The organism is Rahnella victoriana, assembly GCF_004330295.1.
Lineage (GTDB): Bacteria > Pseudomonadota > Gammaproteobacteria > Enterobacterales > Enterobacteriaceae > Rahnella > Rahnella victoriana.
In genome coordinates, this window is the sequence record NZ_SJOJ01000002.1 from 286487 (window position 1) to 302380 (window position 15894).

Consider the following 15894-nt stretch of genomic DNA (forward strand, 5'->3'; position numbering starts at 1 on the left):
CGCCGGAAGGCGTTTTTTATTTTCGGGACATTTCATAAGGATAAACAGAGATATGAAGAAGTCATTAGTCGCTGTAAGCGTCATTGTCGTCATTGGCGCGGCCTGGACAGGCGTCTCGTGGTATACGGGCAAACTGATCGAACAACATATGGATGAGCAGGTTGCCGCAGCCAACAGCCAGCTGCAAAGTGCGTATCCGAAAGCCGGTCTGAAAGTCAGCTATCAGGATTATCAGCGCGGGCTGTTCAGCAGCAAAATGCGTATCGTTCTGCAACCTGAACCTGCCGCTGCCACCGCCGGCACCAGTGTGCTGAAAACCGGTGATGAAATTGCCTTCATCGAAACCATCGATCATGGTCCTTTCCCTGCCGCTCAGCTGAAAAAATTCAATCTGATCCCAAGCATGGCGTCCGTGCATTCAGAACTGCAAAATACGCCGACAGTGAAAGGCCTGTTTGATGTGACCAAAGGCAAATCGCTGATCACCATTGATACGCGTGTTTCCTACAGTGGCGCGAGTGCTTCAGCCGCTGACATTATTCCGGTGACCTATCAGAAAGAAGACAGCGTGCTGGCCTTCTCCGGCGGCAAAATCAATGTCGATGTGGACAAAGACATGACCGCCATGAAGCTGGACGCGAACACCGACAGCATTGCCCTGACCTCGAAAAACCAGTGGGGACAGCTTGAGAAAGTCACTCTGGCCGGTTTCAGCATGGACAGCGACACCAAACAAGGTAAGTTCCAGGTTGGCGTGGGCGATCAGAACCTGACCGTTAAGCAAATTCTGGTGAACGTAGACGGTAAAGACGCCGGTTCTCTGGATAACTTCAAACTGGTGAGCAAATTCTCTGAAAACGGCAATAACATCGCCGGTCAGCAGGATTACACCATCGACGCGCTGAAAATTCAGGGTGCGGATTTTGGTTCAGCCAAACTGACCCTCAAGCTGGATAAACTGGATGGTGCTGCAATGAAGCAATTCGCAGACAACTATAACCAGCAATCCCGCGCCCTGCTGTTGCAGCAAGGCCAGCTTGATCCGGCCATCTATCAGCAGCAGGCCGCAGATTTACTTCTGGCTAACCTGCCGTTGTTGCTGAAAGGCAATCCAAGCATCAGCGTTGCGCCGCTGAGCTGGAAAAACAGCAAAGGCGAAAGCAGCTTCACCCTGCAACTGGATCTGAAAGATCCGGCCGCAACACCGGCACCGACACAGGATCAGATGTTGTCTCAGCTGGTGAACAAAGTGGATGCTAAGCTGACCATTCCGTTGCCGATGGCGACACAGGTCACCACGCAGGTTGCGCAGCTGGAAGGCTACAGCGCTGACGATGCGGCGAAACTGGCTCAGCAGCAGGTTCAGGGGCTGGCCGCAATGGGTCAGATGTTTAAACTGACTACCGTGAAAGACGACACCATTTCCAGCACGTTCCATTACGCTGACAATCAGGTTGACCTGAATGGCCAGAAAATGACCTTGCAGGAATTTGCAGGTCTGTTCGGGATCCTGGGCGGGCCAGCAGCGCCAGCACCTACTCCGGAGCAGGAAACGCCAGTGGTTCCGACCCCCGCGCCAGCTCAGTAACTGTTTTTACTCCTCCCCTGCAAAGGGGAGGAGTAATGTATCCCTCCCGATCCCAAAGGATTTCAGGCGTGACCACCCCCACCGACCTTCTCCATCTGCACGACGTCTCATTTACGCGTAATAATATCCCTTTACTGGAACCGGTTTCACTCTCGCTGGAACCCGGTGAATTCACATTACTGACCGGCCCCTCTGGCAGCGGGAAAAGCACGCTGCTAAAGATTATTGCGTCATTGCAAAATCCGACCGGCGGTAAGGTTTATTTCAACGGCGAAGACATTGCGCAGATCAAACCCGAAGTGTACCGGCAGCGCGTGTCTTATTGCTTTCAGACGCCCTCGCTGTTTGGTGAAACGGTTTACGATAATCTTGCCCTGCCTTATCAGATCCGCAATAAAAAACCTGATGAAGAACAAATGCGTAACTGGCTGGAACGGGTGAAGTTATCCGCAGACATGCTCACCAAACGCACGCAGGAACTGTCCGGCGGCGAGAAGCAACGTGTTGCCCTGCTGCGGAATTTACAGTTTATGCCGGATGTTTTATTGCTGGATGAAATCACCAGCGCGCTGGATGAAGAGAATAAAATCAATATCAACGACATTATCGCCGGACTGGTGGAAAAAGAGCAGATCGCCGTCTTGTGGGTGAGCCATGATACGAACGAGATCCGCCACGCCAAAAACGTCATTACCCTGACCCGCCATTCACAAGGGAGTGCGGTTCATGAATGAGCATAATATTACCAATCAGTCTCTGGCCCTCGCGCTGATCCTGGTGGTTGTCGCCCTGCTGGTCAGCAAGAAAGAAAAACTCGGACTGGAAAAGGACATCATCTGGAGCGTTGGCCGCGCCATCGTACAGTTAGTGATTGTCGGTTATGTCCTGAAGTCTGTTTTTGAAATCAATAACAGCCTGTTAACGGTTCTGATGGTGCTGTTTATCTGCGTCAATGCCGCGCTGAATGCGAAGAAACGCAGCCGCAATATCGATAACGGATTTACGATTTCGTTTATTGCCATTACCGTCGGCACCATCCTGACGTTAGCGATCCTGATCCTCAGCGGATCCATAGAGTTCCTGCCGATGCAGGTGATCCCGATTTCAGGGATGATTGCCGGAAATGCGATGGTTGCGGTGGGATTGTGTTACAGCAATCTGAACCAGCGTTTTCTCGATAACCAGCAAAAAATCCTCGAGATGCTGAGCCTCGGCGCACCGGTGAAAATGGCGTCTGGCCGGATTATCCGTGACAGTATTCGTGCCGCGATGATCCCGACCATCGATGCGGCGAAAACCGTGGGAATTGTCAGTTTGCCGGGCATGATGTCAGGTTTGATTTTTGCCGGGATCGACCCGGTCAAAGCCATCAAATATCAGATAATGGTCACGTTTATGCTGCTGGCGACCGCCAGTCTCTCCACGATTATTGCCGGTTATCTGGCGTATAAACGTTTTTATAATGACCGTGCGCAGCTGCGCGATTTGACGTCATCGTAATCGTATCAGCGTGCCCGTCCGCTTCACCGTGTCGGGCATGCCGTTCATCCGGCGTTATAAGTCGGACAACACCTGACGCAGGTTGACTTCGCCGGCGGCTTCATCGTCAAGATCCAGCACCCCTTCCAAATCATCCAGATGCTCCTGCATAATCGCCGCCGCATGGGTGTTATCACCGGCCTCCAGTGCATCAATAATGGCCTGATGCTCATCACACTGGCAGGAAGGCACTTCGTTACGCTGATAAAGCGCCACAATCAGTGAGCTGCGCACCATCAGGTTAGCCAGAATTTCACTCAGTACGTCGTTCCCGCAGATCTCGCCGAGAATAAGATGAAACTCGCTTAATTCACGCACGATAGCGCGGCGATCTTCTGACTGCGCGGCGTCACGTTCGCCACGCAAATGAGTACTGATTCGATGCCGGTGACGGCGGATCACATCAGCCCCGATGCTTTCGACAATCGCACGCTCAATGGCGCGGCGGGCAATAAACACTTCACGCGCTTCTTTGGCCGTCGGCTGCGCCACCATCGCACCCCGGTTCGGCTCGATGGTGACGATGCGCTGCATCGCCAGACGTTGTAACGCCACCTGAACATGGTTACGGTTGGCACTGAGCGCGTCAACCAGCTGAGATTCCACCAGGCGGGTTCCCGGACGCAGGCGTTGCCGGGCGATAGCTTTAGACAGAACGTCGACAATGCGCTGAACTTCCAGCTGCTTGGCGGTTGTAGTTTGAGTACTCATGGATTGCTAAATGGCCTCTCTCTGGCGGTTTCCGTGCAACCTAACACCAACGGTTCCCGTTCGTCATTAGTAAATGACGTGCTGTTTCAAATCATTCAAAAAAATGCAACGAAATAGCACATAGTATTCATCAAAATTATCATTCCAGCACGCATTCCCAATACCCTGTTTACGACCTTACGTATCCTTGCAGCACCTCAGGCTACACAGCGTCATGTTATGAAGCTGTCAGGCGTGCAGGCCAACGTATTGAAAACAGGACCATAATGAAACAGACACTCTTGAAACACTTACTTAATTTTGTGTTATTAGCACTGGGCGCAGTAAGTACCGCACTGGTCATCTGGCTGGATGTGGCGATCTTTAAAGACGGAGTGCAGGAAATCTCCGCCACTGAAATTCTTCAGGAACTGACCTTGCTGGCCATCAGCGCACTCTTTTTCCTGCAAGCCAGAAAACATCCCGCCTTACGCGGTGGCATGATCCTGATCGGGGGGTTTTTCGGTTGTATGCTGATCCGCGAACTCGATGCCGTCTTTGACCTGATCCATTATGGCTCATGGGTCTATTTCGCCAGTCTGCTCGCCGTCTATTGCGTCGGCTGGGCTTGTATCACACCGAAAACCAGTGTGCGCGGGCTGTCCGCTTTTCTGGCGCACCCGGCCTGCCATTATATGGTGTGCGGACTGGTTCTGATTCTGGTGTTTTCCCGCGTCTTTGGCATGAACATGATCTGGAAAGTCGTGATGCAGGGTGAATATGTGCGTACGGTAAAAAATATCGTCGAAGAAGGCACCGAACTGATGGGGTATCTGTTGTGTCTGGGGTCTGCCGTGGCCTTCTGGCAACGCAGCGAACCGCTGAAAACCCTGTAATAATAATCTGTAAGCCCGCCCGCACAGGGCAGGCTTTTTTACCCTGCAATCTTACCAAACCAACCCTGAACCGGTAACTCCGCCACCTGCTGAATCAGTGTCAGCAAGGGTTCGCACGGATGCGCCGGGTCCAGACCCCGCAACTGGCGCAAAAATGTCAACGCGGCTTCCGGCGAGGGGAATCTTTCCGGTTGCGTGAAATACAAATACAGCGCCAGTACCGCGACCGAACGACTGCGTCCACCCCGGCAATGCACCAGCACATTAGCAGCACGGTGCGGCGGATAGCTTACTTTACCGGGGCTGGCCTGCCCGAGTAATCCATCCAGCGCCAGCACACCGGCCAGCAGATGATTTGCCGTATTTCCCGCCCCATCAATCAGCCCGATCTGGGTACGCCGCAGCCAGGTGCCATCCGGCAAGGCCAGATCGCCGAGTTGCAGATTCACTGCCATATTCAGTGCCGACGTAATGTTGTGCTGATGCAACAGATACGCATCTTGCGCCGCCGGACCGTTACCCAGATACAGCCAGCGGTGGACTTGTCCGGTGACCGGCACCAGTTTAATCAATAAAGGTCTGCCGTCTTCTTCCTGTTCGGCCTGTCTTCGTGTCATTTGTAGGGAATCAGTCATTATCATCTTCCTGACATCAGTGATTTCCTGCACGGTAACACATTAGAAAACCTCAAACCTTCGCATGATGAACATTTTAACCACTTCATAAGGCCGGACACGCCATGGTGCGTTGCCGTGTGTGATTTTTTGCGAGACGTCGCGGAGGAAAACATCATCCGTCTGATTATGCCCGGTAAACCGTTCAATATGCGGATTCGTGGGAACATGAAACGGCGGAGGCGGCGGAAAATTGTGAAGCAGCTTCCTGATTAAAAAGAATCATAAATGATTACTTTTCATTTGAACAAAGAGTAATCATACTTCACCGCAAGGAAAGCGATTGTGTACGACGTGACGATATTGCCCGCTGCTAAGAAAGCACTCCTTAAATTACCTATGACACTTTATGCCGCAGTCGTTGATGCTCTGGAAGAACTTGAGGTCTGCGGAGCAGATCTCAAAGAGCCTTTGGTCAGATATGTGGGAAATGGATTACGCGAGATCCGGGTGACCAGTCTGGATGGTCTGGGCAGAGCGTTTTACTTTTTTATGAAGGGGCGTCGTATTTATGTCGTCCATATACTGCATAAAAAAACGGATAAGACCCCTCAGCAGGATTTAGACCTGGCTGTAAAACGCATGAAAACAATCAAAAGGAATGAAGTATGAAAGACGATGATGACGACTATGAACTGATCCCCTTTAGCGTGGTGAAAGCCGAAGCGATGAAAGATCCCGAATTTGTCGCCGCCTATGCTGCCCACAAAATGCATAAAAAAATGGTTGCAGAGCTTAAAGCCATGCGGATTGCAGAATCCCTGACGCAGGAAGATATTGCAAAACGCACCGGCATGAAAAAGCAAAACATCAGTCGCTTTGAAAATGGTGCCGCCTGCCCTACGCTCAATACTGTCAGCCGTTATGCCGTCGCCCTCGGCGGCACCTTTGAATTTAAAAAGATCCACTGATCCTGCTGTGCGCACCATACGCGGCGATAAACTCCCCGGCAATCGCTACGGCTATTTCTGCCGGGAGTTTGCCGCGTACATCGGGCAACCCCACCGGACATCGCATGCTTGCCAGTTGCTCCCCGGTAATTCCTTTCCCCGATAACCGGTAATCGAAGCGTTTCCGTTTGGTCTCTGAACCGATCAGCCCGAAATAACGGAAATCCCCCCGCTTGAGAATGCGCTCGCTGAGGGCAAAATCCAGCTGATGATCATGGGTCAGCACCATGAAATAGCTGTCTGCGGGCATCTGCGCCACGGTGCCTTCCGGTTCCTCATCAATGATGCAGGTGATATGCGGATCGACCTGCGCGGGAAACTCGCTGGCGCGGGCATCCACCCAGGTGATACGGCACGGTAAGGTGCTGAGAATGTTCACCAGCGCCCGCCCGACATGCCCTGCGCCATATACCACAACATGCGGCTGCGGTTGCCCGAGCGGTTCGAGCAACACTGACGCCATGCCTCCGCAGCATTGTCCCAGCCGCGCCCCTAATGAAAAACGTTCGAAGCGGCTGGATGTCGCCCCCTGCTGCAACATCTCGCGGGCAATGGCCGTGACCTGAAACTCAAGATTGCCGCCGCCCAGCGTATAAAATTGCTCGCTGGCGGTGATCAGCATTTTGCTGCCTGCATCGCGCGGCGTGGAACCTTGCTGATCAACCAGCGTCGCCATCACACAGGGTTCGCCGCGCCGTTGTAATTCATGTAAACGGGTCACCCAGTCATCAGTGCGCATCAGAACCTCCGTTAGCCCGTGACATTGCTGTTTAGCACAGTATCAAAAGTGACAATGTCACCCGTGAAACGTAACTGATTCACCCCATTCAGCACCCTTTCCGGCGTGGCAGGCGCATCGATATGCGGATGAACGCGGTAATTTGCCAGACTGGCGACCGCATCTTTGATCGCGCACCAGACCGAAATCCCCAGCATAAAAGGCGGTTCGCCCACGGCCTTGGAATGGAAAACGGTGTCTTCCGGGTTTTTGCGGTTCTCCACCAGCCTGACACGTAAATCCTGCGGGATATCGCCAATCGCCGGGATCTTATACGCCGCCGGACCGCTGGTCATCAGACGTCCTTTGTCGTTCCATACCAGTTCTTCGGTGGTCAGCCAGCCCATGCCCTGCACGAAACCGCCTTCAACCTGACCAATATCAATCGCCGGATTCAGCGAGTCGCCGACGTCATGCAGAATATCCGCACGCAGCAACTTGTATTCGCCGGTCAGCGTGTCGACCAGCACTTCCGCGCAGGCCGCGCCGTAGGAGAAATAGTAGAACGGATGCCCGGCTGCTTTGCTGCGGTCATAGAAAATCTTCGGCGTTTTGTAATAACCGGTGCTGGAAAGCGGTACCTGATTCAGCCAGCACTGGGTGGCGACCTGTCCGAAACTGAAATATTGATCTTTAACCCGCACCTGACCGTTGCTGAACACAATGTCCTTTTCCTGCGCATCATGCTGTCGCATCAGCATCTCAACCATGCGCCCTTTAATGATTTCGGCCGCGTTTTGTGCGGCTTTCCCGTTAAGATCCGCGCCGGAGGAGGCTGCGGTCGGCGAGGTGTTAGGCACTTTGCCGGTATCGGTCGCCGTGATCTGAATAGCGCTGATATCAACCTGAAACACTTCCGCCACCACCTGCGCCACTTTGGTATTCAGCCCCTGTCCCATCTCGGTGCCGCCGTGATTAAGCTGAATACTGCCGTCGGTATACACCAGCACCAGAGCGCCCGCCTGATTGAGAAAACTGGCGGTGAAGGAGATGCCGAATTTTACCGGCGTCAGCGCCAGACCCTTTTTCAGATAACGGTTGCGGTGGTTAAACTCTGTGACAGCGTCACGTCTTGCGGTGTATTCCGCGCTGTCTTCCAGATGCTGAGTCATTTCCTGCAACAGATTTTGCCCGACCGGCTGGTGATAATGTGTAACGTTGCGGCTTTCCTGACCGTAGTAATTGTTTTTACGCACTGTCAGCGGATCCAGCCCCAGTTCGCGGGCGATGTGATCGACAATGTGCTCAATCGCCACTATCCCCTGCGGGCCGCCAAATCCGCGGTACGCCGTATTGGAGGCCATATTGGTTTTACAGCGATAACCGGTAATCAGCGCATCACCGAGGTAATAGGAATTATCAGAATGGAACATGGCACGATCGACGATAGATCCGGACAGATCCAGCGAATAACCGCAGTTGGCCGCCAGTTTGATATCGATCCCATGAATGATGCCCTCATCGGTAAACCCGACGTCATAACTGACGTGAAAAGGATGGCGCTTGCCGGTGATCAGCATGTCATCCTGACGGGCCAGACGCATTTTCGCGGGGCGTCCGGTGAGGTGCGCCGCCAGGGCCGCCAGACATGCAGTGCCTGCCGCCTGTGTTTCTTTGCCACCAAATCCCCCGCCCATGCGGCGCATATCAACCACCACTTTATGCATCGGCACACCCAGTACCGACGCGACCAGCTTTTGCACTTCTGTCGGATGTTGCGTCGAGCTGTACACCAGCATCGCGCCATCTTCACCCGGCATGACGGAAGCAATCTGCGTTTCGAGATAAAAATGCTCCTGACCGCCAATTTCCAGTTCACCCTGCAAACGGTGCGGCGCACAGGCCAGCGCCATTTCGGCGTCACCCCGTTTATGCTGGTGCGGTTCTTCCACGTAATGTTCCAGCGCCAGCGCCTGTTTGACCGTCAGTACCGCGTCGCGTGGCTGATACTCCACTTTCGCCAGGGCCACCGCTGCGCGTGCGGCTTCCATTGACGTTGCGGCAACCACCAGCACAATCTGGCCAACATACTGCACCGTGCCCTGCGCCATCAGCGGATCACCGTGAGTCAGTGGCGCGATGTCCGGATTGCCCGGCACATCGCCGGCGGTCATTACCCGCACCACGCCCGGTACGCCATAACAAGGTTCGGTATTGATGGACACAATTTCCGCGTGAGCGTGCGGACTGAGCAGCGGCACAAGATGCAACTGATTGGGGAATTCCAGCCGGTCGTCGACATACACCGCCTCGCCGCTGACATGTTTATCCGCGCTTTCGTGTTTCTGGCTTTTGCCGACGCCGCTCTGCAGGCCTGCGCGAAAACGGGCTTCCATCTCAGCCTGAGAAAGTAAGGGTTTGGATTCAGACATAGTGTGTTACCCGCATCAGAGTTTCCGGAGACGTCATTTCGATATGGCAGCGACGCAGCAGATTTTTCGCCACCTGCATGCGATATTCGCGACTGGCGCGGAAATCACTGATCGGCGTGAAATCCAGATCCAGCGCCTGACAGGCTTGCTCAACCGTCGCCGTTTGCCACGGCTGGCCGAGTAACTGTGCCTCGCAATACCCAGCCCGCTTCGCCACTTCCGCCATGCCGCCAAATGCCACGCGGGCATGCACCACCACGCCGTTTTGCACTTCAATATGCAACGCCGCGCACACCGCTGAAATATCGTCTTCCAGCCGTTTCGACACTTTATAGACCCGCAACTGGCGGGCAGCGGAGGTATTGCGCGGGATGCGTATTTGTTCGATGAATTCGCCCGGCTGTAACGCCGTTTTGCGATACCCGAGGAAGAACTGATCGAGCGGTAATTCCCGCTGTGTTTCTCCGCGACGCAGTAACAGTGACGCGCCGAGCGCCAGTAACACCGGGCCGCCGTCGCCGATGGGCGAAGCGTTAGCGATGTTGCCGCCAAAAGTGCCCTGATGACGAATTTGCTGCGAGGCAAAACGTTCAAGCAGTTCGCCAAACGCCGGGAATTCATCGTGCAAAACCGGCATACAGGCGCTGAGCGGTGTCGCCGCGCCAATATGAATTGCCTGACCGGTCAGCGTAATCGCGTTGAGTTCAGGGATATGACTGAGGGAAATCAGTTTCGGGATACGCTGGTAACGCTGCGTGACTTCCAGCGCCAGATCGGTGCCGCCAGCCACCAGCCGGGAATCCGGTTGGGCCAGATAACGTTCTGCCAGTTCATCCACCGTGACCGGTTGATCAGTGGCAGATATCGCGCGGAGTTTTTCCAGCGTCTGCCGGGTATCTGCATCAAACTGATCCGGCTGCGGCGCTTCACAAATGGCTTTCGCCGCGTCCATGATCGGCCGGTAACCGGTGCAGCGGCAAAGGTTGCCGGAAAGGGTTTCCTGCACGCCTTCCACGGAGAAAACGGGTTTACTTTTTTCCATCGCAAACAATGACATCACAAAACCCGGCGTACAAAATCCGCATTGCGAGGCGTGGTTATCGACCATCGCCTGCTGCACATGATGCAGTTCGCCATGATGTTTAAGATCTTCCACCGTGATCAGTTGCTTGCCATGCACGGCAGGCATAAAGGTCAGACAGGCATTGACGGCGCGGTATTGCAGCGTATCGCCCTGCGCTTCAGCCAGCACCACGGTACAGGCACCGCAGTCACCGGAGGCGCAACCTTCTTTGGTACCGCAACGGCCCGCCTCACGGCGCAGATACTGTAATACCGTCGTGTCATCGGGCAGATTTTCTGTGTGGATCCTGCCGTTCATCAGAAATTGGATCATGATCATATCCTTCAAAAATCACTGGTTTGCTCCCTCCCCTGCGAAGGGGAGGGCTGGGGTGGGGTATTAAAGCAAAATCAAAGAGTTGAAGTGTGCTTTAACCGGGTGTCAGCCCTTAATACCCCCTCCCGTCCTCCCCCTTCGCAGGGGGAGGAGCAAAGGCTTTACAGCCATTCAGAATCAGTGTCGTGACCTCATCGATAATGTGCTCACGCGCCTGGTCATCGCCTTCAAAATTGCCGTACATATGTTTCACCTGCACCGCGAAATCGGCGTAATACTGCGTGACTGCCCAGATATGCATGATGAACAGACGGGCATCCAGCGCACGGATTTTGCCCTGCACGATCCACTGATGGATCAGGTTCTCTTTGCCAATGATGTTCTGTGTGGCCTGCGGCCAGTATTTCTGCAAATAGTGACCGCCGCCGAGCACCTCACTGGTGAAAATGCGCGACAGCTCCGGCTGATCAAACGAGAAATTCAGCTTGTTACGGATATAGCGGCTGAGCACCGCCTGCGGTTCGCTGAGTGACGGGTCGAACTGAATGATATCGCCCCAGACTTTCAGCACTTTTTGCAGCAGTTCTTCGTACAGTTCTTCTTTGCCCGCGATGTAATAATGCAGTTGGGCCTTTTTGATCCCCGCCCGTTGAGCGATAGCCTGCGTGGTCGCACCCTGAAAACCCTTTTCGCTGAACTCTGCAATCGCTGCCGCGTGAATATTTTCCAGCGTGCGCTCACGGGCAATGCGGACTTTACCGCCGGTATCATTGTTCATCATGCTGATAGCGCCTCCTGCCGGGCATCCCGGGCATAAACCCGCTCGCCGTCCACGTAGGTGCAATACACATTGCGGTCATCACCCAGCGTCATCAGCACAAACAGCTTTTCGGCCAGCGTTTTGCTGTTGGTCGCGCGTAATTTTTGCAACGCGCTGACACCCGGTTCGAGCACCACGAAATCGGCCTCCTTCCCGGCGTTGAAATTGCCAATTTTGTCGTCAAGATGCAGCGCCCTCGCGCCGCCCAGCGTGGCGTGATAGAAGGCTTCGAATGCGGATAAGCGGTAACGCTGAAGCTGGCCGACTTTGTAGGCTTCCGACAACGTTTCCAGCATGTTGAATGTGGTGCCCGCACCGACGTCCGTCCCCATGCCGACGCGGATTTGCTTCTGCCAGGACTTCTGCAAATTGAACAGCCCGCTGCCCAGAAACAGGTTGGAGGTCGGACAAAAAGCGATGGTGGAATCCGTGTCATGCAGACAATCCCACTCGCAGTCATCCAGATGCAGACAATGCGCAAACACGCAGCGTTCGCCGGTCAGCCCGTACTGATGATAAACGTCGAGATAATGCTGATGTTCAGGATGCATCTCTTTTACCCACGACAATTCAGCGACGTTTTCGCTGAGATGGGTATGCATGTAAACATCCGGAAATTCCTGCCGGAGCATACGCACTTTTTGCAGCAGTTCCGGCGAAGACGTCGGCGCAAAACGTGGCGTCAGCGCATAGCTCAGGCGCTGGCGGTTATGCCAGCGCGTAATCAACTGACGCGTATCGCGTTCACTGTCTTCCGGGGTTTCCAGCAGGGCGTCGGGGGCGTTTTTGTCCATCATTACTTTGCCCGCTACCAGGCGCATATTGATGTCAGAGGCTTCTTTAAATAAGGCATCGACTGACTGCGGATGCACGGTGCCAAACACCAGCGCGGTGGTGGTGCCGTTAAGCAGTAGCTGACTGATGAAGAATTTCGACATGCGCTTCGCGTAATCCGCGCAGTGATATTGTTGTTCGGTCGGGAAGGTGTAGCGCGTCAGCCATTCGAGCAGTTGCTCACCGTACGCGCCGATCATTTCGGTTTGCGGATAGTGGATATGGGTATCGACAAAGCCCGGCACGATCAGCTTGTCGCGATAATCGTCGATTTCCAGCGCGGCGGTTTTGTGTGCCAGCGCCAGCTTGCCCTCGCCTTCCTGCCAGCTTCCCAGCCAGACGATCGTCCCGCCGCTCAGCAGCATCAGGCCGTCTTCGATATAACGCACCTGCGCTTCAAAATCTTCCGGCGTTAACACCGGCTCACGGATATCGAAGAAATTTCCGCGGACGGCGCGGGTGATGATCTGACTCATGGCATGGTCCTTCTCTGCAACATTCTCGTTCATGATTGATAACAGAACATTTGCAAAGCTTATGCCAAATCTGACCGATCGGTCAGACCATCCGGATGTTTTTTATTTCAGCAGGACTTCGTACCGGGGATTGAACTCGTCAAAAATGGGTAGCGCCGCCGCACCCAGCGCAGCAGTGTCGCTGCCGGACATTCCCAGGCGGATACGCGCACTTTGCGCATAGCGGCTGCGCACCGAATTATACAATGGCGTCAGGCGCTTAATCAGCTTCTCCACCAGCGGCTTAGGCATGGTGCCGCCGATAATCACACTCTGCGCATCGAACACACATTCCATAATATTGATGGCCTGTAACGCCGGTTCGGCGGCAGTATCCAGCCATTTCTCGAACAGCGCCTCATCGACTTTCAGCAGATCTTCGGGCATGGCCGACATCGGATCCAGACCGCAGGCTTCGTACGCCGCCTGCAAAGAAACATAACGTTCGAGGCAGCCTTTGTTGCCGCAATAGCATTCGCGGCCGCCCGGTTGCACCACAATGTGGCCGACCTCGCCCGCATTGTGTGCATGACCGGTGTAAATTCGCCCGTCGGTGAAGATGCCCGCGCCCAGTCCGGTGCCGATATACAGATACACAAAAGACGATAATTGCTTGGCGACGCCGTGAAAGCGTTCACCGATCGCCGCCACCGTCGCATCGTTTTCCAGCGTGACCGGCCAGCCGGTCGCCGCGCTCAAACGCGCTTCAATATCAACGTTATCCCAACCGTGCAGCGTGGTCGGGCCTTGCGAGGAGATCCCCTCCACGCCAAACGGCCCCGGCATCACCACGCCCACCCCCAATATTTTTCGCCAGTCTATTTTCACCTGTTGGCGCATTTCTTGCAGAACCTGATCAATCAGAGCCAGCGTGGGCTCTGGCTGCGGTTTCTGCACATGGATCAGTTTGCGAAAGCGGACAGTCCCGGTGAGATCCACCAGCACAATCAGCAGCGACTGATGATCAAGATGGATGCCGATGGAATAGGCGCTGTCAGGATTGAGTGTCAGTGGCGTTGCTGGTTGACCACGTCCGCCCGCCCGGCGCGGCAGATGGGAGGACAGAATGCCCGCCTGCTCAAGTTCAGTGGCAATGTTGGAGACGGTCTGTGGTGTGAGCGACGTCAGCCGCGCGATTTCGGCGCGGGTCAGTTCACCATTAAGGCGAATGGCTTCGATCACCACCCGACGATTGTGCGCACGGGCGTGCTCAAGATTGGTGCCAGAAGTTGTTATCACGTCCCTCTCCACGGTGAAGACCTTGCGGGCAAGTATGCTGTCACGGATTACAGCAATCAAATTGATTTTATAAATGACAGAATATAAATATGACGGTGCCATCACAGCTTTGAATGTTATTGGCATGTTAATAATAATCGCCAATCACTATTCGCTTTCCAATGTTTTTAAGATTCACCTTCAGATCCAGTAGCACAATCCGGCAGGGACGCAGGGACTGGCAGAACTATGCCTTCCCATTTTTTTTAGCCGATTAAAGCAATCAAATTGATTTAATAAACTTAACCCTGTTTCGGAGAATGACGATGAGCCTACGATTTACCCCTGCGGCCACCTTGTGCGCCCTCTCTGCCCTGACGTTGGGATACACCGCCAGCGCGCTGGCCGACACCACACTCAGCGCCCTGTTTATGACTCAGGCGGCCTACAGCGAAGCGGATATCCGCGCGATGACGGCGGATTTCACCAAACAGCATCCCGACATCAAAGTGAATCTGGAATTTGTGCCGTATGAAGCGCTGCACGACAAAATCGTGGCCGCACGCGGTGCCGGTGATAAAGGCTATGACGTGGTGCTATTCGATGCCATCTGGCCTGCGGAATTTAACAAATACGGCCTGTTGCAGGATGTCACGGCGCGTATTCCGGCCGAAGAAAGCAACAAGATTTTTGACGGTGCCATTTCCACCGTGACCTACAAAGACAAACGCTGGGGAATGCCGTGGATCCTCGACACCAAATATTTGTATTACAACAAAGCCATGCTGGCCAAAGCCGGGATCACCACCCCGCCCGCCACCTGGGCTGACGTTGAAAAGCAATCTGCGATCCTGAAAGAAAAAGGCATCGTCAAATACCCGCTGGTCTGGAGCTGGTCGCAGTCGGAAGCGTTGTTGTGCGACTACACCACCCTGGTTTCCGCGTTTAAAGGTGATTTCTATAAAGACGGCAAGCTGAACTTCACCAATCCCGGCGCAATGAAAGCCATCAGCTACATGAAAGAGACGCTGGATAAAGGGCTGACCAACCCGAACTCGCGTGAGTATCTGGAAGAGGATGTGCGTAAATCCTTCTCCAACGGCGATGCCGCTTTCGCGCTGAACTGGACTTACATGTACAACATGGCGAACGACCCGAAACAGAGCAAAGTCGCCGGGGATGTCGGCGTGGTGCCTGCGCCGGGTGAAACCGCAGGCGGCGCGTCCGGCGTTAACGGATCGATGGGTCTGGGCATCGCCAAAGCCAGCGCGCATCCGGATCAGGCATGGGAATACATCAGCTACATGACCTCGCAGCCGGTGCAGAACAAATACGCCAAACTGAGCCTGCCAATCTGGAAATCGTCTTATGAAGATCCGGCGGTGCAGAAAGATCAGGAGCAGCTGATTGCCGCAGCCAAAACCTCGCTGAATGTGATGCTGTCGCGCCCGGTGACGGCGGATTACTCCCGTCTTTCCAACATTTTGCAGCAAAACATTCAGGCGGTATTGCAGGGTAAAACCCCGGCACAGGACGGTATGGAAGCCGCGACCAAAGCCGCTGACCGTTTACGTTAAGTTTTAAAGCCAACACGACAATTAAGCCCGCCCGGTTTCGGCCG

15 protein-coding genes are annotated in these 15894 nt (G+C 54.3%); 7 read left to right on the forward strand and 8 right to left on the reverse strand.

Annotated elements, in window-relative coordinates:
* Window positions 1-52 precede the first annotated feature (52 nt).
* From EYY67_RS03050 to fetB, 3 genes are all read left to right on the forward strand, one after another.
* Window positions 53-1588, forward strand: a complete 1536-nt coding sequence (locus EYY67_RS03050) for a YdgA family protein (RefSeq protein ID WP_131692803.1) — start codon at window positions 53-55, stop codon at window positions 1586-1588.
* A gap of 68 nt (window positions 1589-1656) precedes the next feature.
* Window positions 1657-2322 (forward strand): iron efflux ABC transporter ATP-binding subunit FetA, encoded by a 666-nt coding sequence (gene fetA, locus EYY67_RS03055; protein WP_131692804.1) that lies wholly within the window; start codon window positions 1657-1659, stop codon window positions 2320-2322.
* The gene (gene fetB, locus EYY67_RS03060) at window positions 2315-3088 is read left to right on the forward strand and encodes an iron efflux ABC transporter permease subunit FetB (protein ID WP_131692805.1); all 774 of its coding nucleotides are present in this window, start codon (window positions 2315-2317) and stop codon (window positions 3086-3088) included. The genes fetA and fetB overlap by 8 nt, the downstream gene beginning before the upstream one ends.
* Before the next feature lie 54 nt (window positions 3089-3142).
* Here the strand turns inward: fetB and EYY67_RS03065 are convergent, their stop codons facing one another.
* Window positions 3143-3838: a GntR family transcriptional regulator gene (locus EYY67_RS03065; protein ID WP_095922055.1), complete on the reverse strand. Its 696-nt coding sequence runs from the start codon at window positions 3836-3838 to the stop codon at window positions 3143-3145.
* A gap of 266 nt (window positions 3839-4104) precedes the next feature.
* Here EYY67_RS03065 and EYY67_RS03070 point away from each other — a divergent pair, with 266 nt between their 5' ends.
* Window positions 4105-4713 (forward strand): hypothetical protein, encoded by a 609-nt coding sequence (locus EYY67_RS03070; RefSeq protein ID WP_131692806.1) that lies wholly within the window; start codon window positions 4105-4107, stop codon window positions 4711-4713.
* Between the two features lie 38 nt (window positions 4714-4751).
* On the opposite strand, the gene EYY67_RS03075 is transcribed toward EYY67_RS03070, so the two are convergent.
* Window positions 4752-5348, reverse strand: a complete 597-nt coding sequence (locus tag EYY67_RS03075) for a dual specificity protein phosphatase family protein (protein ID WP_229921044.1) — start codon at window positions 5346-5348, stop codon at window positions 4752-4754.
* Window positions 5349-5672: 324 nt separating this feature from the next.
* Between EYY67_RS03075 and EYY67_RS03080 the strand changes: the two genes are divergently transcribed.
* Entirely contained in the window at window positions 5673-5999 is a 327-nt protein-coding gene (locus EYY67_RS03080) for a type II toxin-antitoxin system RelE/ParE family toxin (RefSeq protein WP_131692808.1), read from the forward strand.
* Complete coding sequence (locus EYY67_RS03085; protein WP_131692809.1) at window positions 5996-6298, forward strand: helix-turn-helix domain-containing protein; 303 nt, start codon at window positions 5996-5998, stop codon at window positions 6296-6298. The genes EYY67_RS03080 and EYY67_RS03085 overlap by 4 nt, the downstream gene beginning before the upstream one ends.
* On the opposite strand, the gene xdhC is transcribed toward EYY67_RS03085, so the two are convergent.
* The 6 genes from xdhC to EYY67_RS03115 all read right to left on the reverse strand — a co-directional run bounded on the left by xdhC (window position 6282) and on the right by EYY67_RS03115 (window position 14291).
* Window positions 6282-7076 (reverse strand): xanthine dehydrogenase accessory protein XdhC, encoded by a 795-nt coding sequence (gene xdhC / locus EYY67_RS03090; protein ID WP_131692810.1) that lies wholly within the window; start codon window positions 7074-7076, stop codon window positions 6282-6284. The genes EYY67_RS03085 and xdhC overlap by 17 nt on opposite strands.
* Window positions 7077-7087: 11 nt before the next feature.
* The gene (xdhB, locus tag EYY67_RS03095) at window positions 7088-9487 is read right to left on the reverse strand and encodes a xanthine dehydrogenase molybdopterin binding subunit (protein WP_131692811.1); all 2400 of its coding nucleotides are present in this window, start codon (window positions 9485-9487) and stop codon (window positions 7088-7090) included.
* A complete protein-coding gene (gene xdhA, locus EYY67_RS03100; RefSeq protein WP_131692812.1) occupies window positions 9480-10883 on the reverse strand; it encodes a xanthine dehydrogenase small subunit in 1404 nt (467 codons plus the stop codon). Before xdhA ends, xdhB begins: the two co-directional genes overlap by 8 nt.
* A 115-nt stretch (window positions 10884-10998) precedes the next feature.
* A complete protein-coding gene (locus tag EYY67_RS03105) occupies window positions 10999-11667 on the reverse strand; it encodes a TetR family transcriptional regulator C-terminal domain-containing protein (protein ID WP_119826088.1) in 669 nt (222 codons plus the stop codon).
* Window positions 11664-13016: a guanine deaminase gene (gene guaD, locus EYY67_RS03110; protein ID WP_095922063.1), complete on the reverse strand. Its 1353-nt coding sequence runs from the start codon at window positions 13014-13016 to the stop codon at window positions 11664-11666. The genes EYY67_RS03105 and guaD overlap by 4 nt, the downstream gene beginning before the upstream one ends.
* A gap of 102 nt (window positions 13017-13118) precedes the next feature.
* Window positions 13119-14291, reverse strand: a complete 1173-nt coding sequence (locus tag EYY67_RS03115) for an ROK family transcriptional regulator (protein ID WP_195817518.1) — start codon at window positions 14289-14291, stop codon at window positions 13119-13121.
* A gap of 308 nt (window positions 14292-14599) precedes the next feature.
* On the opposite strand from EYY67_RS03115, the gene EYY67_RS03120 reads away from it, so the two are divergent.
* Complete coding sequence (locus tag EYY67_RS03120; protein ID WP_095922064.1) at window positions 14600-15850, forward strand: extracellular solute-binding protein; 1251 nt, start codon at window positions 14600-14602, stop codon at window positions 15848-15850.
* Window positions 15851-15894 lie beyond the last annotated feature (44 nt).